Below are 18277 nucleotides of genomic sequence, written 5' to 3'. Positions count from 1 at the left end.
CAGGCAAAGTTCACCTCATCTGATCAGTCCTCTAATCGTGTAGGAATTTTGTCTCTTCTATTGAAACTCGGGTATATGCCCTCATTGCATAGAACACGCTTATAGCCTCGGCAGGTTTTCGTTGGTGAAAAAACCTGCTTACCCATTGGAGAAGCAGGTTTATGAAACGACTGTCTGAGATCAAGTTTTCGACCCTCGATCTGGTGCCCGTGCGCGAGAACGGCAGTGCGGCCCAGTCTCTGCGCAATTCCCTGGACCTGGCGCAGCACGTCGAAAAATTCGGCTACAACCGCTTTTGGGTCGCCGAACACCACAACATGGACGGGATTGCCAGTTCGGCGACCTCGGTCCTGCTGGGCTATCTGGCCGGCGGCACTTCGACCATTCGTGTCGGTTCGGGGGGTGTGATGTTGCCCAACCATGCGCCGCTGGTGATCGCCGAGCAGTTCGGCACCCTTGAAAGCCTGTACCCAGGCCGGATCGACCTGGGCCTGGGTCGCGCGCCCGGCTCCGATCAAATGACCGCCCGCGCCTTGCGTCGTGAACGCTCCGGCAGTGCCGATGACTTCCCGGAAGACGTCGCCGAACTGATGCGCTACCTCGGCCCGCGGACACCGGACCAGCGAATCATTGCCATGCCGGGCACCGGCACTAATGTCCCGGTCTGGTTGCTGGGTTCGAGCCTGTTCAGTGCGCAGCTGGCCGGTGAGCGCGGTTTGCCCTACGCCTTTGCTTCACATTTCGCACCGCGCTTCATGCATGAAGCGATTCGCGTCTACCGCAACCACTTCAAGCCTTCAGCGGTGTTGGATAAACCTTACGTGATGCTCGGTGTGCCACTGGTTGCGGCAGACACCGACGAGCAGGCCGATTACCTGGCCACTTCGGTGTACCAGCGGATTCTTGCGTTGATGCGTGGCCAGAGCCTGGTGCAACGCCCACCCGTGAAGACCATGGACGGCCTGTGGCTGCCCCATGAGAAAGAAGCGGTCGGTGATTTCCTGGGGCTGGCCATGGTCGGCAGTCCGCAGAAAATCCGCGCCAAGCTTGAGGTGCTGATCGAACAGACCCAGGCGGATGAACTGATTTTCACCTGTGACCTGTACGAACATGCCGATCGCGTGCACTCCTATGAACTGTTGGCACAGGTCATGAAGGGCTGACGCTTGCACAGCACCCACAAAAAAGCCGACGCCATTGCGTCGGCTTTTTCATTTTTGAGGGAGGTCAGCCTTGCTTGTAAACGATTACCTTGGAGCCTTTCTCACATTTTCCGACGACTTTTCCACCGGCAGCAGTGCCTTTGTCGACGATCTCCAGCGTGTAATTTGAAACACCCTTGGCGTCCAGTTTTGCAGCGATTTCGGCCTTCAGCTCTTCACACGACTTGACCTGGGCAAAGGCTGTTCCCGCAAGGCTCAACAAACCTACCGCCAGAATAAACTTCTTCATGGGTTGCACTCCTTGGTCGGATCAATAGAGGGAGGGCATCCAGCTACCGGATGCGCTCACTCTGTAGCACTTTGCTGTTTCCTATGGCATTCAGTCGTCGCGCAAGTTCAGCCGGCTGGCTCAAACTCAGCTGCTGGCAATCCGGAACCCGACTTTGAGTGTCACCTGGAAGTGTGCAGCTTTGCCGTCTTTGATATGCCCGCGAGTTTCGGTCACTTCAAACCATTCCATGTACTTGAGGCTTTTGTTGGCTTCGGCCAAGGCATTGTTGATGGCGTCTTCAATGCTGCTGGTGGACGAGCCAACCAGTTCGACTTTCTTGTAGGTGTGATGGTCAGTCATGGCGTTCTCCTTGAGGTGTGAAATACAGCCTAGCAGTGATTTTTCGTATTTCTTCTGTCGACCAATCCGTAGTGACGTTCAGATTTACTGCACTTTCTCGAACCCCTGAAGTCCCAACCAACACACGTCACTCATCAACAATGCAGGAGAGCCATCATGGCCAACACGTCGTTACGCAACGCCTCATTGCAAAGCATGGAAGCCGAGATCGAGAGTCTGTTGAAATCGTTGGAAAGCTTGAAGGACGACGCCTCGGACGAGTCGCGTAAAACTATCAAGACGTTGAAAAGCAACGCCGAGAACGCGCTGAAACACTCACGCCATCTGCTCGCCGATGCTTATGAAGAGGTTAAGGTCAAAACCCGTGAAACCGGGATCGCGACTCGTGACTACGCCCAGGAGCACCCTTGGACTACAGCCGGTGTTGCCGTGGGTGCGCTGGGATTGCTCGCGGCCTACTTATTGTTCAAGCGTGGTCATTAAGGTGTCTGGCGCAGTTCGTTTTTAAGCCATTGCGCCAACTGCCGAGCGCGCCCGTCCGCGGCGCGCTTGGGGAGCCACAACGCCAGTTGCGCCGGGGTTTCACGGAAGCCCCATGGCGCAACCAGGCGACCGGCCTTCACGTCTTCGGCCACCAGCGGCTCGGGCGCGATGGCCACGCCCAGCCCGGCCACTGCCGCTTCCAGTAAGTAATACAAATGCTCGAAGCCCTGACCGTACTTCAGCGCCTTGTCGTCGAGGCCGCTTTGCTGTGCCCATATCGGCCAGGCTTGCGGACGTGAGGTGGTGTGCAGCAAGGGTTCGCTCAACAATGTGCTTGCCGGTGCGTTTCGTAGTCTTTCGTAGCCGGCAAATCGCGGGCTCATGACCGGGCCGATTCGTTCGCTCACCAACTCGTAGACCTGCATATCCGCCGGCCACGGCGGCTCCGCAAATACCAACAAAGCATCCAGACCAGGCCGTCGTGGATCGAGATCGCCTTCGCCAGCCGACAGGTGCAAGCGCAGATCCGGCAGGTCCGCATTCAGGCGCCCCAAACGCGGAATGAACCAGCGCGCCAAAAGACTGCCCGAGCAGCCGAGCACGAACGGCGCATCGGCGGTGCTTTGGGTCAACTCTGCGCAAACGCTGCGCAAACGCTCGAAGGCTTCACCGCTGGCATCGCGCAAACGAACGCCGGCATCTGTGAGTTTAAGGCCGCGTCCATCCTTGATGAACAGGCTCACGCCGAGGTGTTCCTCCAGCACCTTGAGTTGCCGGCTGACCGCGCCATGGGTGACGTGCAGCTGTTCGGCAGCCTGACTGACGCTGTTCAGGCGGGCAGTGGCTTCGAAGGCGCGAAGCGCGTTCAGCGGGGGGAGGTCATGGCTCATTGGATTTGTGAGTTTTCCTGACAGGTTGCGGCGATCTTATCGGTTTTCAGCGTGGGATGTCAGGGGTAGAGTGAACCCCATCGTCACCTCTCGAATACAACTGGAGCGACCCATGACCCAGACTAATCTGCGCAACGGCCCCGACGCCAACGGCCTGTTTGGCGCGTTCGGTGGCCGTTACGTCGCCGAAACCCTGATGCCGTTGATCCTCGATCTGGCCCGTGAATACGAAGCGGCCAAGGAAGATCCGGCATTCAAAGAAGAATTGGCCTACTTTCAGCGTGATTACGTCGGACGTCCAAGCCCACTGTATTTCGCCGAGCGCCTGACAGAGTTCTGCGGCGGCGCGAAGATTTACCTCAAGCGCGAAGAGCTGAACCACACTGGCGCGCACAAGATCAACAACTGCATCGGCCAGATCCTGCTGGCGCGGCGCATGGGCAAAAAACGCATCATTGCCGAGACCGGCGCCGGCATGCACGGCGTGGCGACCGCCACCGTGGCCGCGCGTTTCGGCCTCGATTGCGTGATCTACATGGGCACAACTGACATCGAACGTCAGCAAGCCAACGTGTTTCGCATGAAGCTGCTGGGCGCCGAAGTGATCCCGGTAGTCGCGGGCACCGGCACCCTCAAAGACGCAATGAACGAAGCCCTGCGTGACTGGGTGACCAACGTTGACAGCACCTTCTACCTGATCGGCACCGTGGCCGGTCCGCACCCGTACCCGGCCATGGTTCGCGACTTCCAGGCCGTTATCGGCAAGGAAACCCGTGAGCAGTTGCAAGCCCAGGAAGGCCGTCTGCCCGACAGCCTGGTGGCGTGCATCGGCGGTGGTTCCAATGCGATGGGCCTGTTCCACCCGTTCCTCGATGACAAGAGCGTCGAGATCATCGGCGTTGAGGCGGCCGGTTACGGTATCGAAACCGGCAAGCACGCGGCCAGCCTGAACGGCGGCGTACCGGGCGTGCTGCACGGCAACCGTACGTTCCTGTTGCAGGACGATGACGGCCAGATCATCGACGCCCACTCGATTTCTGCCGGCCTCGACTATCCGGGCATTGGCCCGGAACACGCCTGGTTGCATGACATCGGCCGCGTCCAGTACACCTCGGTGACCGACGACGAAGCCCTCGACGCATTCCATAAATGCTGCCGCCTGGAAGGGATTATTCCTGCACTGGAAAGCGCCCATGCCCTGGCCGAAGTGTTCAAGCGCGCACCGACCCTGCCGAAAGATCACCTGATGGTGGTCAACCTGTCCGGTCGTGGCGACAAAGACATGCAAACCGTGATGCACCATATGGAAAACTCTCAACAAGTGCAGTCCAAGCAGGAGAAACACTGATGAGCCGCCTGCAAACGCGTTTTGCCGAACTCAAGGAACAGAACCGCGCCGCCCTGGTGACCTTTGTGACCGCCGGCGATCCAAGCTATGAAACGTCCCTGGCGATCCTCAAAGGTTTGCCCGGTGCTGGCGCTGACGTGATCGAGTTGGGCATGCCCTTCACCGATCCGATGGCCGACGGCCCGGCGATCCAGCTGGCCAACATCCGTGCCCTGGGCGCCAAACAGAACCTGGCGAAAACCCTGCAAATGGTTCGCGAGTTCCGCGAAGGCAACAGCGAGACTCCGCTGGTGTTGATGGGTTACTTCAACCCGATTCACATGTACGGCGTGCCGCGTTTCATCGCTGAAGCCAAAGAAGCCGGTGTTGATGGCCTGATCGTGGTCGACATGCCGCCAGAACATAACGCTGAATTGTGCGACCCGGCACAGGCAGCGGGCCTGGACTTCATCCGTCTGACCACTCCGACGACTGACGATGGGCGTCTGCCGACCGTTCTGAATGGCAGTTCCGGATTTGTTTACTACGTGTCGGTGGCGGGTGTGACCGGTGCGGGCGCGGCGACTCTGGAACATGTCGAAGAAGCCGTCACCCGTCTGCGTCGCCATACCGCTCTGCCGATCAGCATCGGCTTCGGTATTCGCACACCGGAACAGGCCGCGGCCATCGCGCGTCTGGCCGATGGTGTGGTGGTGGGGTCGGCGCTGATCGATCACATCGCCAACGCCTCGACCCCGGATCAGGCTGTGGAGGGCGTTCTCAGCCTGTGCGCGGCCTTGTCCGACGGCGTGCGTAAAGCGCGGGTCAGCTGAAAGTAAGAGAGGAATTAGTGCCTCGCGGCACAGCACATACAGCAAGACCGAGGGCTTCAGGACTACGTTCTGAAGCCCTTTTTGCTTTCAGGGCAACTCCAACCCACCCGCAGCCTTGTGCAACTTCCTCAAATGTTCGCCAACCTGTTTCAGGTTCTCTTCGTTGGCGGCCATTTCAGCAGCGCGGCTTGGCTCGAGCAGCGCTCGCACTTCCTTGTCGAGGTCCCCGGTCAGCACTTGAAGCTGCTTCTGACGCAGATTGCTTTCCGACTCCAGGCGTGTCCACTCGTTCGGCTGCGGCAAGCCATAGCCACCAGTACCGAGCAGTTCGGCCGGACGGCTGAGGAAGCCGCTATTGGCGAGAATCTGCTGCAAGGTCGCGTTGGCTTTATCCATGCCGCCGTTGTTCAATTCCCGAGCGCCCAGGTAGCGCTGTTTGACTTCGTCCTGAGCCAACACTAATTGTTGGCGGAAGCTCGCCTGCTCCAGTAACAGCAATGCCGCGCTGGTGCGCAGGTCCGCCTGGTCAATCCATTTGCGGCGCTCATCAGCTTTCAATGCCAGCCAGTCTTCGACCTTTTCCTGCTTGATCGGCAAATGCTTTTTCAACACCTCGAACATCGCTTGATAACGCTCGCGGAAGGAGTCGAAGCGATAGCCCAGGCGTAACGCTTCGCGAGGGTCGTCGAGCACGCTGGTATCCGCCAGTCCGCGGCTCTTGAGTACTTCCAGCAAGCCGTTGGGCATGATGCTGTCGAGCCCTGTCAGCTGGGCATTATTGCTGCCGCTGCGCAGCAGTTTCAGGCTTTCCACGGCGCAGTTGTTGGACAGGAAGAAGTAATTGCCGTCGTAACTCCAGTGCATCTCGGCGGCGTGTTCCACCACGTCTTCGATCTCGCTGCGCGACAGGTTCAGCGGTACCGAGGCCAGGCTGCGCAGTTCGGTCTTGGTGTATTCGTCGATCACCTGGGCCAGCGGCAACACAAACAGGCGCGATGGGTATTTGCCCACCAGCCCATCCCAACTCGACAACTGTACGTCACCGACGAAGGCGCGGTAGGACAGCACCAGATGTTGATCCAGATCGAGGCGGCAATCCGGCCCGCGAGGCCGACCGGGCGCGCAGATCACCAGTCGCAGCATGCTGTGACCCCAGCGGCTGACCCAGTTCTGGTTGGCTTCTGCCAGCAGATAGTCGACGGCATACACCCGTTCCGGATCGACCTGGCCCAAGGGCTGTTTGGCGAAATCGTTACCCGCATTGAGGAAGGCGAATGATCGGGCGCAGGTGTCTTTGGCGGCGGGCGCCCAGCCGAAGTGTTCTTTGTAGTAGCGATACAGCGCAGGGCGACGGCAGGCATAGCTTGGGTCGAGGAGGAAGTACTCCATGTTGACCGCGACGAACTCCTTCGGGCTGCTCGTCTCGTAGATGTCCGGGCTGCGGGCAATCTGCCGGTTGTGCTGTTCGCGCTCACCGCGCCGACCGACGTATTGCGGCCAGCCGGCCAGATCGAGCAGGCGAGGGTCGTCGCTGAGGGTCCAGCGTCGGTCGGTCTGTCCGCGGCACTGATCCGGGATGCCGATCAGTCCGGAGCTGCTGTTACGTTGTGTGCAGCGCTGGATCAGTGTGCGCTCGGCATCCGGCCACAGGCGTGCGCGGTCGTAGATGTGGGTGAGCTCGTGCAACACCGTGGCGAGCAGTTCCTGACGCACGGTGCCGTGGGGACGATAGGTTTTTTTGGTCGCGGCGCTGCCGTCGGTGAGGCTGGCGAGCAGGTTGCGATTGAGGTCGAGCTCGGACACCAGCGATGCCTGGCCATAGGCATTGCTCGGCATGTTGTCGGTCCAGCCGACATCGATGTGCCGGTCCAGCTGCTCGATGAAGCGTGGCGGTAACGCCTGCATGGCTTCATCGAGCAGCGCCTGACTGGCCTGCTGTTGCGCGGGGCTCAGGCCGTCGGTCTTGAGCCGTAATTGCAGGCCGGCCTGGGCCGTGTTGCCAAGCAGCAACACAACCCCGGCCAGCAGCCAGGTGCTTAGTGATTTCACAGTGCGAGGATGGCTTCGGCGAGAACCTGATCACTGGCGTCGCGGGCTTCCGGTACGCGGGTGCGCAAGGTGTCGAAGGCCGCTTCCAGGTGTGCACCACGGATTTCACCCTCGCTGGCGACGAAACTGGCCGCATCGTCGTGGGCTTCACGGACGATCTTCGAATCGCGGATGGACGTGGTGGTATCGGAAGTGAAATCAAGCGTGCGCTGGGAGGCACGAATGATCATGTTACTGGTGGCTACCAGGGTGTGGGCCTGGGCCACGTCGGCCAACAACAGCAGGCCAAGGGTGGCAGCAATCAGCGGGCTACGCATGGAGTGACTCCGGAGAAACAAGGATAACTATTGGACGAGAATTGCCTGCGCCAGTTCAAGGTCGCTGGCATGAAGTTTTGGCTGGGTCCGGCGCAGGTAGATCAAGGCCGATTCCAGTTGTGCTCCTCGCAGTTGGCCGTCACTGGCGATGAACGCTGCAGCGTCATCCCGGGCGGCGATCAGCATTTTATGGTCGAAGGGGGCGGAGGTCACCATGCTGGTGGCATAACCACTGGCTACGGTGCCTTGTGTGGACAGGTTGAAAGCGTCGAAGGCATGGGCCGAACCCGACCAGCAGGCCGCGAGAAAAACCGGAGCGATCAACAGACTTGAAAGAAAACGCATGAGGCTCGATAGCTGAAAGCGAGCCCCAAGGCTAGCGCAATGCCCGGGCTAGAGCCAGCGCCGAAACATTGGGACACGACGGGCGTGTCCCGGTTCGGCGCAGTTGCTTAGATCGTCAGGATGGCCTGGGCCAGCTGTGCGTCGGTCGCATTCAGTTGCGGAGCCTGTTGGCGGATATGGTCGAGCGCGCTTTCCAGTTTCACCCCACGGATGGCACCTTCACTGGCAACGAAGCTGGCGGCATCGTCACGGGCAGCACGGACGATTTTGTCGTCGCGAAAGGAGGACGAGACATCTGAAGTCGCGTCGGAGGAAGCCTTCAGGCCATTAACGATGGAATCGGTGGTCACGATAAAACTGCTGGCTTGGGCATTGGCAGCCATGGCAAGCAGGGCTGCAGCGCTGAGCAGGCGAAGGCGGGACATGAGGTAGCTCCTTTGGATAGATCGATAGAGAGGTGGCACAGGATCAGACGCCTGTCGTCTTAAAGCGTTCGCCACGTTCTTTCCAGATATTAGGCCTGAGTACATCGGTTAGAACAGTCCCGCTTGTTCATACAGGCGAACGCAGACACGCTCAGATTAAACTGTACTGGTAGTATTTTATATATCTAAAACTGTAACTGTTGGTGATATTCTCTTCTATACGCCCCGATATAAAGCCAAAACGACAGAACCCGTCGTGGTTTCCCACGACGGGTTCTGTTTGTTCAATTCGGGTTGCTGGCGGTGGACCCGGTGGGTCAGAGCCAGCGACGTTAACTTAGCGCCAGAACGGCTTGCTCAGCTCTTCGTAGCGTTGTGCTTCGCTAATCCCGGCGTCAGCCAGCAGACGCGAATCCAGACGAGCCAGTTGATGGCGGCTGGAGATGCGGCGCTGCCACAGCATCAGGTTGGCGATAACGCGCAAAGGCAGGGAAGCCTGGGTTTTTGCTGCAGTGTCTTCGAAGAACAGCTCGGAACTGAGTGTACGTTCCATGGTTGACATCCTTCCGCTTATGGCGGGATTAGGTAGTGGTTTAACTTTGACTGATGCCAATGATCCTCTCGTTTGGCCAGTCTCTGTAGATACAGTTCACCTGTATTGTGAGAGACCAGTTAACTGTTAAACGGTGGTGTACTGGTCTAAATTGAGGCAACTGTACCTATCAGCACCATTATGGTGCATTTATAGGCGTTAGGCTGGAAAAGGTAGGCAATTACGGTAGGAAAAGACCGGTACAGCAGTACAGTTTTTGATCGAAAAGAATGCTGCAACAGCGAGCTGACGAAACTGTGTTTGCGTCAGCTGCTATCTGTATCAATTACACCGCCAGCATGTGCCCGGTTTCTTCCAGGTTCATGTGCCAGCTCAGGGCATCGCGCAGGATATGCGGGGTGTGCCCGCCGACTGCGCAAGCGGCGGTGAAGTAGTCATTCAGGGCCTGGCGATAGTCCGGGTGAACACAGTTATCGATAATGACGCGGGCCCGCTCGCGCGGGGCCAGGCCACGGAGGTCGGCCAGGCCGATCTCGGTCACGAGAATATCGACGTCATGTTCTGTGTGGTCGACGTGGCTGACCATGGGGACCACGCTGGAAATGGCACCGCCCTTGGCGATCGACTTGGTGACAAAGATCGCCAGGTGCGCATTGCGCGCGAAGTCGCCCGAGCCGCCGATGCCATTCATCATCCGCGTGCCGCAGACGTGAGTGGAGTTGACGTTGCCGTACAGGTCGAACTCCAGCGCGGTGTTGATGCCGATGATGCCCAGGCGCCGCACCACTTCGGGGTGATTGGAGATTTCCTGGGGGCGCAGCACCAGCTTGTCCTTATAGTGCTCCAGATTCCCGAATACATCGGCATTGCGCCGGCTCGACAGGGTGATCGAGCTGCCCGAAGCGAAGCTCAACTTGCCGGCGTCGATCAAATCGAAAGTCGAATCCTGCAGCACTTCGGAGTACATGGTCAGGTCTTCGAATGGCGAGTCGATCAAGCCGCACATCACCGCGTTGGCGATACTGCCGATACCGGCTTGCAGCGGGCCGAGTTTGTTGGTCATGCGGCCGGCAGCCACTTCTTGCTTGAAGAAGTCGATCAGGTGGTCGGCGATGGCCTGGGTGTCCACATCCGGCGGCAGCACAGTAGAGGGCGAGTCGGATTGATTAGTGATCACGATCGCGACGATTTTTTCCGGCGGTATCGGGATGGCAGTGCTGCCGATACGGTCATCGACCTTCACCAGTGGAATAGGTGTGCGGGTAGGCCGGTAGGTAGGGATATAGATGTCGTGCAAGCCTTCGAGATTGGGGTTGTGCGCCAGATTGATCTCGACGATCACGTGTTTGGCGAAAATCGCGAAGCTGGCCGAGTTGCCCACCGAGGTGGTCGGCACGATATGGCCCTGCTCGGTGATCGCCACGGCTTCGATCACCGCGATGTCCGGCAGCTTGAGTTGCTGGTTACGCAGCTGTTCTACGGTTTCCGACAGGTGCTGGTCGATGAACATGACTTCGCCGGCATTGATCGCCTTGCGCAGAGTGCTGTCCACCTGGAACGGCATGCGTCGCGACAGTACGCCGGCTTCAGTCAGCTGTTTGTCGAGGTCGTTGCCCAGGCTGGCGCCGGTCATCAAGCTTATTTTCAGCGGCGTGACCTTGGCGCGCTCGGCCAGTGCATGAGGCACGGCTTTGGCTTCGCCGGCTCGGGTAAAGCCGCTCATGCCGACGGTCATGCCGTCCTGAATCAGAGCGGCAGCGTCGGCGGCGCTCATTACCTTGTCCAACAATGAAGGCAAGCGAATACGGTCACGGTACATGATTGTTATCTCGGGCAACGGAAGCAAGGTGCGCAGTCTAGTGAATTCGAGCGGTGCCCGTCCCGCTACCAAGGTCGCATTCGGGGCGTCTATTCCGGTGCTTTCAGGCAAAACACCTTTGCAGGATCGGTAACAGACGCAAACAAAAACGCCCCGACGAGTCGGGGCGTTCAGGTTGCCGAAGGGGTTTACTCGACGGCTTTAACCATGTCTTCGATGACTTTCTTGGCGTCGCCGAAAACCATCATGGTCTTGTCCAGATAGAACAACTCGTTGTCCAGACCGGCATAGCCGCTGGCCATCGAGCGCTTGTTGACGATGATGGTCTTGGCCTTGAACGCTTCGAGAATCGGCATGCCGGCAATCGGCGATTTCGGGTCGTTCTTGGCTGCCGGGTTCACCACGTCGTTGGCGCCGAGCACCAGCACCACGTCGGCCTGGCCGAACTCGGAGTTGATGTCTTCCATCTCGAACACCTGGTCGTAAGGCACTTCGGCCTCGGCCAGCAATACGTTCATGTGGCCAGGCATCCGGCCGGCAACCGGGTGAATCGCATACTTCACGGTCACGCCACGGTGGCTCAGTTTCTCGGTCAGCTCTTTCAAGGCGTGCTGCGCCCGTGCTACCGCCAGGCCATAGCCTGGAACGATGATCACGGTGTCGGCGTTGGTCAGCAGGAAGGTGGCGTCATCAGCCGAACCGGATTTCACCGGACGGGCTTCCTTGGAGCCCGCCGGGCCAGCATCCGCGGTGTTGCCGAAGCCGCCGAGCAGTACGTTGAAGAACGAACGGTTCATCGCCTTGCACATGATGTACGAGAGGATCGCACCGCTTGAGCCCACCAGCGAGCCGGCAATGATCAGCATCGAGTTGTTCAGCGAGAAGCCGATACCCGCTGCTGCCCAGCCGGAGTAGCTGTTGAGCATCGACACCACGACGGGCATGTCGGCGCCGCCGATCGGGATGATGATCAGCACGCCCATCACGAAGGCCAGGATCAGCATCAGGGCAAAGGCGCTGAAGTTGCCGGTCAGCATGAACGTGACACCCAGTGCCAGCGTCGCAAGACCCAGCAGCAGGTTCAGTTTGTGCTGACCGCTGAACTGTACTGGTGCGCCCTGGAACAGGCGGAACTTGTACTTGCCCGACAGCTTGCCAAACGCGATCACCGAACCGGAGAAGGTGATTGCACCGATGGCCGCGCCGAGGAACAGCTCCAGACGGTTACCCGCCGGAATCGAATCGCCCAGATGTTTAACGATACCCAACGACTGCGGCTCGACGACGGCTGCAATGGCGATGAACACCGCCGCCAGACCGATCATGCTGTGCATGAAGGCGACCAGCTCCGGCATTTTGGTCATTTCAACGCGCTTGGCCATGATCGAGCCGGCGGTACCGCCGGCCAGCAGGCCGACGATGACGTAGCCGATGCCGGCGGTAGCACCGCCTTGCTCAATGGAGAGCGCCGCCAGCTTATAGATGAGACCGATGGTGGTGAGGATCGCCAGGGCCATGCCGAGCATGCCGTACACGTTACCGCGCCGCGACGTGGTTGGGTGCGACAGGCCTTTGAGGGCCTGGATGAAGCAGATCGACGCGATCAGATAGAGCGTCGTTACCAGGTTCATGCTCATTACTTGGGCGCCTCTTCTTGTACGGCTTTCGGGGCTTTTTTCTTGAACATCTCAAGCATGCGACGGGTGACCAGGAAACCACCGAACACGTTCACGGCCGCCAGAGCCACCGCCAGGGTGCCCATGGTTTTGCCCAGTGGTGTTACGGTCAAAGCGGCCGCCAGCATCGCGCCGACGATCACAATCGCCGAAATGGCGTTGGTCACCGCCATCAATGGCGTGTGCAGTGCAGGTGTAACGTTCCAGACCACGTGATAACCGACATAAATCGCCAGCACGAAGATGATCAGGTTGTAGATACCGGGGGAGATAAGCTCTTCCATCGTCTGAATCCCTGCTTAGGCGTTTTTGCGGATGACTTGGCCGTCGCGGCACATCAGGCACGCGGCGACGATGTCGTCTTCTAGGTTCACTTCGAACTGGCCTTCCTTGTTGAAGACCAGCTTCAGGAAGTCCAGCAGGTTGCGTGCGTACAGCGCCGAAGCGTCTGCCGCCACCGCACCGGCCAGATTGGTCGGGCCGACAATGGTCACGCCATTCGAGACCACGACCTGGTCCGCCACGGTCAGCGGGCAGTTGCCGCCCTGGGCTGCAGCGAGGTCGACAACCACCGAGCCTGGCTTCATCTGCGCCACGGTTTCGGCGCTGAGCAGCGTCGGCGCCTTGCGACCCGGGATCAGTGCCGTGGTGATGACGATGTCAGCCTGCTTGGCGCGTTCGTGTACGGCCAGGGCCTGGCGCTGCATCCAGCTGGCCGGCATGGGGCGCGCATAGCCGCCGACGCCGACGGCGCATTCGCGTTCTTCATCGGTTTCGTACGGCACGTCGACGAATTTCGCACCCAGGGATTCAATTTGCTCCTTCACCGCAGGACGCACATCGGACGCTTCGATCACGGCGCCCAGACGTTTTGCCGTGGCAATCGCCTGCAAACCGGCCACACCGGCACCGAGAATCAGCACGCGCGCCGCTTTCACGGTGCCCGCGGCGGTCATCAGCATCGGCATGAAGCGTGGGTAGTAGTGAGCGGCCAGCAGCACCGATTTATAGCCGGCGATGTTCGCTTGGGAGGACAGCACATCCAGGCTCTGGGCGCGGGATGTGCGTGGCGCAGCTTCCAGCGCAAACGCGGTAATGCCGCATTCGGCCAGTTTGGCGATGGTTTCATTGCTGAACGGGTTGAGCATGCCGACCACTACGGTGCCGCTCTTGATCAGCGTCAGTTCGCTGTCGCTGGGGGCGACCACCTTGAGAATCAGCTCGGCACCAAACGCATCGTTGGCGCTGCCAATGGTTGCGCCTGCCGCTTCATAAGCACTGTCGACAACGCTGGCGTTAATGCCGGCGCCGCTTTGTACAGTGACCTTATGACCCTGGCCGATCAGCTTCTTGATGGTTTCCGGGGTTGCAGCAACCCGTGTTTCACCCGTCTGGGTTTCGAGAGGAACACCAATGTGCACGTCAAATCTCCTGCGTGATCTTATTGAGTAAACCCAGGCACTTCGGATGGTGCGGCTGGGGCGGCCGATCAGCACGACCCCACCAAATCAGGGCGGGGCGCGGCATTTTGCAGGCGAACATTGTGCCCTTCAAGGGATTATGACGGGTGACGGAAAATTAACTACAAGTCACCCCGTGACCGAATGTCGCACCTTTCCGTTAAATCCCTTGCAGGCCGTGGCTTCTAAGGATTTTTGCCAAAATTCAAGAATTTACACATCCGCACGGTGAATAGGTTGTCATTGCCTGCCAATAGAGGCTCAAAGCCACGTACTCAAACGCTTGTGGGACGTTTGTGCTGTTTGTCGGTACAGTCTGTCAATATGCGACAAATACTTATATCTGTAGTGCATTTATATTGCTGACTACGTAGTCAACTAATGGATGTAAGCCTTTATCCTTCTAGGTTGTAGCTGTGTGCCTGATTCACCAGCCAATCGCGAAATGCCTTCAAAGAGGCTGATTCGACCTTTCGATCAGGAATCATCAGGTAGTAGGCCTTGATGCTCGATAGTGCTTGGGTATTGGCGATGATCAGGCGCTTCTCCGCCAATTCGCGCTGAATCAGGAATGGCGGAATCAGCGCGATCCCCATGTCATGCATCGCTGCTTGGGCGAGCATGGAGAATAGCTCGTAACGCGGCCCTGTCATGTCTCGCGGGATATTCAGGTTCTGTGAGTTGAACCATTGGCGCCAGGCATAAGGGCGAGTGGTCTGCTGCAGCAAGGGCAACTCGGCGATTTCACCGGGGCTCAGGTTGGTTTTTTGGCCCAGCAGCGTGGGGCTGCACACCGGCATCGGGTTCTCACCCATTAACCTGTGGGATTCGGTACCTGGCCAGTCGGCGTCGCCGAAATAAATGGCGGCATCGAAGTCGGTGTCGGCAAACAGGAAGGGGCGCGTACGGTTGGTGAGGTTGACCGTCACCTCCGGATGTTTGTGCTGGAAATCCTTGAGTCGTGGCAGCAGCCATTGAGTGCCGAAGGTCGGAACCACCGCCAACTCAATCGCATTAGCGCCTTGCTGGCCCATCACTGACAAGGTGTCCCGTTCAACCGCGTCGAGTTGGGTCGCCACCCTGCGGCTGTAGGAAAGCCCGGCTTCTGTCAGCTTCACTCCGCGCCGTGAACGCCGGAACAGCTCAACATTGAGGAACTCCTCGAGGCTGGCGATCTGTCGGCAAATCGCTCCCTGAGTGAGAGAAAGCTCCTGGGCAGCCTTGGTAAAGCTCTCGTGGCGCGCTGCCGCTTCAAAGCTGATCAGCGCTGTTGTGCTGGGGATCTTCCTGCGCATGTACGTCAACCTCACTAATGCATTGCATGAAGGCGATTTTGCAACGTTTCGAAGTGAGAAATTAGCACAACAGTATGCGAAAACCTCGTTTGCCGGGATGCCGAACCCGGCCTAGGATCAATCCACGTTATTTGACCCGATTCGAGAGGACTCACTCATGGGCGGTAAAGCTAGCTTCAACTGGATCGATCCCCTGCTGCTGGATCAACAGCTCACTGAAGAAGAACGCATGATTCGCGACACGGCTCAGCAATTCGCTCAGCAGAAGCTCGCGCCGCGCGTTCTCGAGGCTTTCCGTCATGAGAAGACCGACCCGGCGATCTTTCGCGAGATGGGTGAGGTGGGTCTGTTGGGTGCGACCATTCCTGAGCAATACGGTGGCAGCGGCCTTAACTACGTCAGCTACGGTCTGATTGCCCGTGAAGTTGAGCGTGTCGACTCCGGCTATCGCTCGATGATGAGCGTGCAGTCCTCGCTGGTCATGGTGCCGATCAACGAATTCGGTACCGAAGCACAGAAGCAGAAATACCTGCCGAAGCTGGCCTCGGGTGAGTGGATCGGTTGCTTCGGTCTGACCGAGCCTGACCACGGTTCCGACCCGGGCGCGATGATTACTCGTGCACGCAAAGTGGAAGGCGGCTACAGCCTCACCGGCAGCAAAATGTGGATCACCAACAGCCCGATCGCTGATGTATTCGTGGTTTGGGCCAAGGACGACGCGGGCGACATTCGTGGCTTTGTGCTGGAGAAGGGCTGGAAAGGTCTGAGCGCTCCGGCGATTCACGGCAAGGTCGGCTTGCGTGCCTCCATCACCGGCGAGATCGTCATGGACAACGTGTTTGTTCCTGAAGAGAACATCTTCCCGGATGTCCGTGGTTTGAAAGGCCCTTTTACCTGTCTTAACTCGGCGCGTTACGGCATTTCCTGGGGCGCACTGGGCGCTGCCGAGTTCTGCTGGCACACCGCTCGTCAGTACACCCTGGATCGTCAGCAGTTTGGTCGTCCATTGGCGGCCACTCAGTTGATCCAGAAAAAGCTGGCCGACATGCAGACCGAAATCACTCTGGCGCTGCAAGGCTGCCTGCGTCTGGGGCGTATGAAAGATGAAGGTACTGCCGCGGTCGAGATCACTTCGATGATGAAGCGCAACTCCTGCGGCAAGTCTCTCGACATCGCCCGCATGGCGCGCGACATGCTGGGTGGCAACGGTATCTCCGATGAGTTCGGTGTGGCTCGCCACCTGGTCAATCTGGAAGTGGTGAATACCTATGAAGGTACGCATGACGTCCATGCGCTGATCCTCGGTCGCGCGCAGACCGGCCTCCAGGCGTTCTATTAATAGGAGAACGGCCATGGGCGCGCTTTCGCATCTACGGGTACTGGATTTGTCGCGGGTGCTCGCCGGGCCTTGGGCCGGGCAGATCCTTGCGGACCTTGGGGCTGACGTCATCAAGGTCGAGCGCCCGGGCAATGGCGATGACACGCGTGCCTGGGGGCCTCCGTTCCTTAAAGACGCTTATGGCGAGAACACCAGCGAGGCGGCCTATTACTTGTCCGCCAACCGCAACAAGCAATCGGTGACCATCGACTTCACGCGGCCAGAGGGTCAGCGGCTGGTGCGTGAGTTAGCGGCGAAGTCGGATATCCTCATCGAGAACTTCAAGGTCGGTGGTCTTGCGGCATATGGGCTGGACTACGAGTCGCTAAAGGTGGCCAATCCGAAGCTGATCTATTGCTCGATCACCGGGTTCGGTCAGACCGGCCCGTATGCCAAGCGTGCGGGTTATGACTTCATGATCCAGGGCTTGGGCGGTCTGATGAGTTTGACCGGTCGCCCCGAAGGAGATGAAGGTGCGGGCCCGGTGAAAGTCGGCGTGGCGCTGACAGACATTCTGACTGGGCTGTATTCAACGGTAGCGATCCTGGCTGCGCTGGCTCATCGGGATCATGGCGGTGGCGGTCAGCACATTGATATGGCATTGCTGGACGTTCAGGTGGCGTGTCTGGCGAACCAGGCGATGAACTACCTGACGACGGGCATTGCGCCTAAGCGCCTGGGCAACGCCCATCCGAACATCGTGCCTTATCAGGACTTTCCTACAGCCGATGGCGACTTCATCCTCACCGTGGGTAATGATGGGCAGTTCCGCAAATTTGCGGAGGTGGCCGGGCAGCCTCAGTGGGCGGATGATCCGCGTTTTGCGACCAATAAGTTAAGGGTGGTAAATCGGGCGGTGCTGATCCCGCTGATCCGTCAGGCGACCGTGTTCAAGACCACTGCTGAATGGGTGACGCAGTTGGAGCAGGCAGGCGTGCCGTGTGGGCCGATCAATGACCTGGCCCAGGTGTTTGCCGACCCTCAGGTTCAGGCTCGTGGGTTGGCTATTGAGCTGCCTCATGCTTTGGCCGGGATCGTACCGCAAGTTGCGAGCCCGATACGCCTGTCCGAGACGCCAGTGGAGTACCGTAGCGCACCTCCTTTACTGGGTGAGCACACGCTGGAGGTTTTGCAGCGGGTATTGGGTCTGGATGCCGGTGCAGTCGCTGCTTTCAAAGAGGCGGGGGTGCTCTGAAGTCCTCTTCTATTATAGAGGGAGTGGTTTTGCTCTCCTCTATAGAAGGAAAGCGGGCGGTTTTCCGGCTTTCTGCAAGCTATTGATAGAAAAGCCAAATTAGAGGTTGACGGCAGATTCTGGACGTCTATAATTCGCCCCACTTCCGGCGCAGTCGAAACGGAAAACTCCTTGGTAAACAACGAGTTACGTAGTTTTCGACAGCGATTACGCTTCAGTTCATCGAGGCCAGAAGGAGTTGGTAAGGCAGGATGTTGTCGCCTTATTAACGATTCGATCTTCTCGGTCGAAAGCGGAGAAAAAGAGGTGTTGACAGCAGCGACTAACGCTGTAGAATTCGCCTCCCGCTAACGAGAGATCGGAAGCGCAAGTGGTTGAAGTTGCTGATGTTTCTTACGGGAAACTTTGAAAACTTCTGAAAATAACCGCTTGACAGCA

19 protein-coding genes are annotated in these 18277 nt (G+C 58.6%); 6 read left to right on the top strand and 13 right to left on the bottom strand.

The genetic code is table 11. From position 1 onward, the window contains the following. Positions 1 to 161: 161 nt before the first annotated feature. On the top strand, positions 162 to 1163 hold the full coding sequence (locus AC1D2Q_RS02970) for an LLM class flavin-dependent oxidoreductase (protein ID WP_064615703.1): 1002 nt from the start codon (positions 162 to 164) through the stop codon (positions 1161 to 1163). Between the two features lie 64 nt (positions 1164 to 1227). Here the strand turns inward: AC1D2Q_RS02970 and AC1D2Q_RS02965 are convergent, their stop codons facing one another. Further along, a complete protein-coding gene (locus AC1D2Q_RS02965) occupies positions 1228 to 1452 on the bottom strand; it encodes a DUF1161 domain-containing protein (protein ID WP_018927241.1) in 225 nt (74 codons plus the stop codon). Positions 1453 to 1578: 126 nt separating this feature from the next. Then, on the bottom strand, positions 1579 to 1794 hold the full coding sequence (locus tag AC1D2Q_RS02960) for a dodecin (protein ID WP_007940746.1): 216 nt from the start codon (positions 1792 to 1794) through the stop codon (positions 1579 to 1581). A gap of 156 nt (positions 1795 to 1950) precedes the next feature. Between AC1D2Q_RS02960 and AC1D2Q_RS02955 the strand changes: the two genes are divergently transcribed. Then, the gene (locus tag AC1D2Q_RS02955) at positions 1951 to 2277 is read left to right on the top strand and encodes an ElaB/YgaM/YqjD family protein (protein ID WP_018927239.1); all 327 of its coding nucleotides are present in this window, start codon (positions 1951 to 1953) and stop codon (positions 2275 to 2277) included. On the opposite strand, the gene AC1D2Q_RS02950 is transcribed toward AC1D2Q_RS02955, so the two are convergent. Further along, positions 2274 to 3167: a LysR family transcriptional regulator gene (locus tag AC1D2Q_RS02950; protein WP_018927238.1), complete on the bottom strand. Its 894-nt coding sequence runs from the start codon at positions 3165 to 3167 to the stop codon at positions 2274 to 2276. The two genes, AC1D2Q_RS02955 and AC1D2Q_RS02950, sit on opposite strands and share 4 nt — an antisense overlap. A gap of 112 nt (positions 3168 to 3279) precedes the next feature. Here AC1D2Q_RS02950 and trpB point away from each other — a divergent pair, with 112 nt between their 5' ends. After that, positions 3280 to 4515, top strand: a complete 1236-nt coding sequence (gene trpB, locus AC1D2Q_RS02945; RefSeq protein ID WP_007940749.1) for a tryptophan synthase subunit beta — start codon at positions 3280 to 3282, stop codon at positions 4513 to 4515. Continuing rightward, positions 4515 to 5327: a tryptophan synthase subunit alpha gene (gene trpA / locus AC1D2Q_RS02940; protein WP_477812212.1), complete on the top strand. Its 813-nt coding sequence runs from the start codon at positions 4515 to 4517 to the stop codon at positions 5325 to 5327. The genes trpB and trpA overlap by 1 nt, the downstream gene beginning before the upstream one ends. Before the next feature lie 87 nt (positions 5328 to 5414). Here the strand turns inward: trpA and AC1D2Q_RS02935 are convergent, their stop codons facing one another. The 10 genes from AC1D2Q_RS02935 to AC1D2Q_RS02890 form a co-directional block, all read right to left on the bottom strand. Beyond that, positions 5415 to 7376, bottom strand: a complete 1962-nt coding sequence (locus AC1D2Q_RS02935) for a DUF7844 domain-containing protein (RefSeq protein ID WP_477812211.1) — start codon at positions 7374 to 7376, stop codon at positions 5415 to 5417. Next, the gene (locus AC1D2Q_RS02930) at positions 7373 to 7693 is read right to left on the bottom strand and encodes a DUF2388 domain-containing protein (protein WP_018927234.1); all 321 of its coding nucleotides are present in this window, start codon (positions 7691 to 7693) and stop codon (positions 7373 to 7375) included. The genes AC1D2Q_RS02935 and AC1D2Q_RS02930 overlap by 4 nt, the downstream gene beginning before the upstream one ends. Before the next feature lie 27 nt (positions 7694 to 7720). Next, positions 7721 to 8038: a DUF2388 domain-containing protein gene (locus AC1D2Q_RS02925; RefSeq protein ID WP_477812210.1), complete on the bottom strand. Its 318-nt coding sequence runs from the start codon at positions 8036 to 8038 to the stop codon at positions 7721 to 7723. Positions 8039 to 8145: 107 nt separating this feature from the next. After that, positions 8146 to 8463 carry a DUF2388 domain-containing protein gene (locus AC1D2Q_RS02920; RefSeq protein WP_477812209.1) on the bottom strand — a complete coding sequence of 106 codons (318 nt, stop codon included), beginning with the start codon at positions 8461 to 8463 and terminating at the stop codon, positions 8146 to 8148. A gap of 337 nt (positions 8464 to 8800) precedes the next feature. Then, positions 8801 to 9016, bottom strand: a complete 216-nt coding sequence (locus AC1D2Q_RS02915; RefSeq protein WP_018927231.1) for a DUF1127 domain-containing protein — start codon at positions 9014 to 9016, stop codon at positions 8801 to 8803. A 325-nt stretch (positions 9017 to 9341) separates the two neighbouring features. Next, positions 9342 to 10835 carry an acetyl-CoA hydrolase/transferase family protein gene (locus tag AC1D2Q_RS02910; protein WP_477812208.1) on the bottom strand — a complete coding sequence of 498 codons (1494 nt, stop codon included), beginning with the start codon at positions 10833 to 10835 and terminating at the stop codon, positions 9342 to 9344. A 188-nt stretch (positions 10836 to 11023) separates the two neighbouring features. Next, entirely contained in the window at positions 11024 to 12472 is a 1449-nt protein-coding gene (locus tag AC1D2Q_RS02905; protein ID WP_018927229.1) for an NAD(P)(+) transhydrogenase (Re/Si-specific) subunit beta, read from the bottom strand. Then, positions 12472 to 12795, bottom strand: a complete 324-nt coding sequence (locus AC1D2Q_RS02900; protein WP_007940759.1) for an NAD(P) transhydrogenase subunit alpha part 2 — start codon at positions 12793 to 12795, stop codon at positions 12472 to 12474. The genes AC1D2Q_RS02905 and AC1D2Q_RS02900 overlap by 1 nt, the downstream gene beginning before the upstream one ends. A gap of 15 nt (positions 12796 to 12810) precedes the next feature. Further along, positions 12811 to 13932, bottom strand: a complete 1122-nt coding sequence (locus tag AC1D2Q_RS02895; protein ID WP_018927228.1) for a Re/Si-specific NAD(P)(+) transhydrogenase subunit alpha — start codon at positions 13930 to 13932, stop codon at positions 12811 to 12813. Between the two features lie 434 nt (positions 13933 to 14366). Then, positions 14367 to 15266: a LysR family transcriptional regulator gene (locus tag AC1D2Q_RS02890; RefSeq protein WP_477812207.1), complete on the bottom strand. Its 900-nt coding sequence runs from the start codon at positions 15264 to 15266 to the stop codon at positions 14367 to 14369. A 157-nt stretch (positions 15267 to 15423) separates the two neighbouring features. Here AC1D2Q_RS02890 and AC1D2Q_RS02885 point away from each other — a divergent pair, with 157 nt between their 5' ends. Next, positions 15424 to 16605 (top strand): acyl-CoA dehydrogenase, encoded by a 1182-nt coding sequence (locus tag AC1D2Q_RS02885; protein WP_477812206.1) that lies wholly within the window; start codon positions 15424 to 15426, stop codon positions 16603 to 16605. 13 nt (positions 16606 to 16618) lie between these two features. After that, positions 16619 to 17839: a CaiB/BaiF CoA transferase family protein gene (locus AC1D2Q_RS02880; protein ID WP_477812205.1), complete on the top strand. Its 1221-nt coding sequence runs from the start codon at positions 16619 to 16621 to the stop codon at positions 17837 to 17839. Positions 17840 to 18277: the final 438 nt, after the last annotated feature.

Source organism: Pseudomonas sp. P1_A1 (assembly GCF_056406935.1).
This window is presented reverse-complemented; position numbering and strand designations above follow the sequence as displayed.

Coding starts and splice junctions, on each gene's coding strand:
- AC1D2Q_RS02970 (WP_064615703.1), top strand. CDS start 162: ATGAAACGACTGTCTGAGATCAAGTTTTCGACCCTCGATCTGGTGCCC.
- AC1D2Q_RS02965 (WP_018927241.1), bottom strand. CDS start 1,452: ATGAAGAAGTTTATTCTGGCGGTAGGTTTGTTGAGCCTTGCGGGAACA.
- AC1D2Q_RS02960 (WP_007940746.1), bottom strand. CDS start 1,794: ATGACTGACCATCACACCTACAAGAAAGTCGAACTGGTTGGCTCGTCC.
- AC1D2Q_RS02955 (WP_018927239.1), top strand. CDS start 1,951: ATGGCCAACACGTCGTTACGCAACGCCTCATTGCAAAGCATGGAAGCC.
- AC1D2Q_RS02950 (WP_018927238.1), bottom strand. CDS start 3,167: ATGAGCCATGACCTCCCCCCGCTGAACGCGCTTCGCGCCTTCGAAGCC.
- trpB (WP_007940749.1), top strand. CDS start 3,280: ATGACCCAGACTAATCTGCGCAACGGCCCCGACGCCAACGGCCTGTTT.
- trpA (WP_477812212.1), top strand. CDS start 4,515: ATGAGCCGCCTGCAAACGCGTTTTGCCGAACTCAAGGAACAGAACCGC.
- AC1D2Q_RS02930 (WP_018927234.1), bottom strand. CDS start 7,693: ATGCGTAGCCCGCTGATTGCTGCCACCCTTGGCCTGCTGTTGTTGGCC.
- AC1D2Q_RS02925 (WP_477812210.1), bottom strand. CDS start 8,038: ATGCGTTTTCTTTCAAGTCTGTTGATCGCTCCGGTTTTTCTCGCGGCC.
- AC1D2Q_RS02920 (WP_477812209.1), bottom strand. CDS start 8,463: ATGTCCCGCCTTCGCCTGCTCAGCGCTGCAGCCCTGCTTGCCATGGCT.
- AC1D2Q_RS02915 (WP_018927231.1), bottom strand. CDS start 9,016: ATGGAACGTACACTCAGTTCCGAGCTGTTCTTCGAAGACACTGCAGCA.
- AC1D2Q_RS02910 (WP_477812208.1), bottom strand. CDS start 10,835: ATGTACCGTGACCGTATTCGCTTGCCTTCATTGTTGGACAAGGTAATG.
- AC1D2Q_RS02905 (WP_018927229.1), bottom strand. CDS start 12,472: ATGAGCATGAACCTGGTAACGACGCTCTATCTGATCGCGTCGATCTGC.
- AC1D2Q_RS02900 (WP_007940759.1), bottom strand. CDS start 12,795: ATGGAAGAGCTTATCTCCCCCGGTATCTACAACCTGATCATCTTCGTG.
- AC1D2Q_RS02890 (WP_477812207.1), bottom strand. CDS start 15,266: ATGCGCAGGAAGATCCCCAGCACAACAGCGCTGATCAGCTTTGAAGCG.
- AC1D2Q_RS02885 (WP_477812206.1), top strand. CDS start 15,424: ATGGGCGGTAAAGCTAGCTTCAACTGGATCGATCCCCTGCTGCTGGAT.
- AC1D2Q_RS02880 (WP_477812205.1), top strand. CDS start 16,619: ATGGGCGCGCTTTCGCATCTACGGGTACTGGATTTGTCGCGGGTGCTC.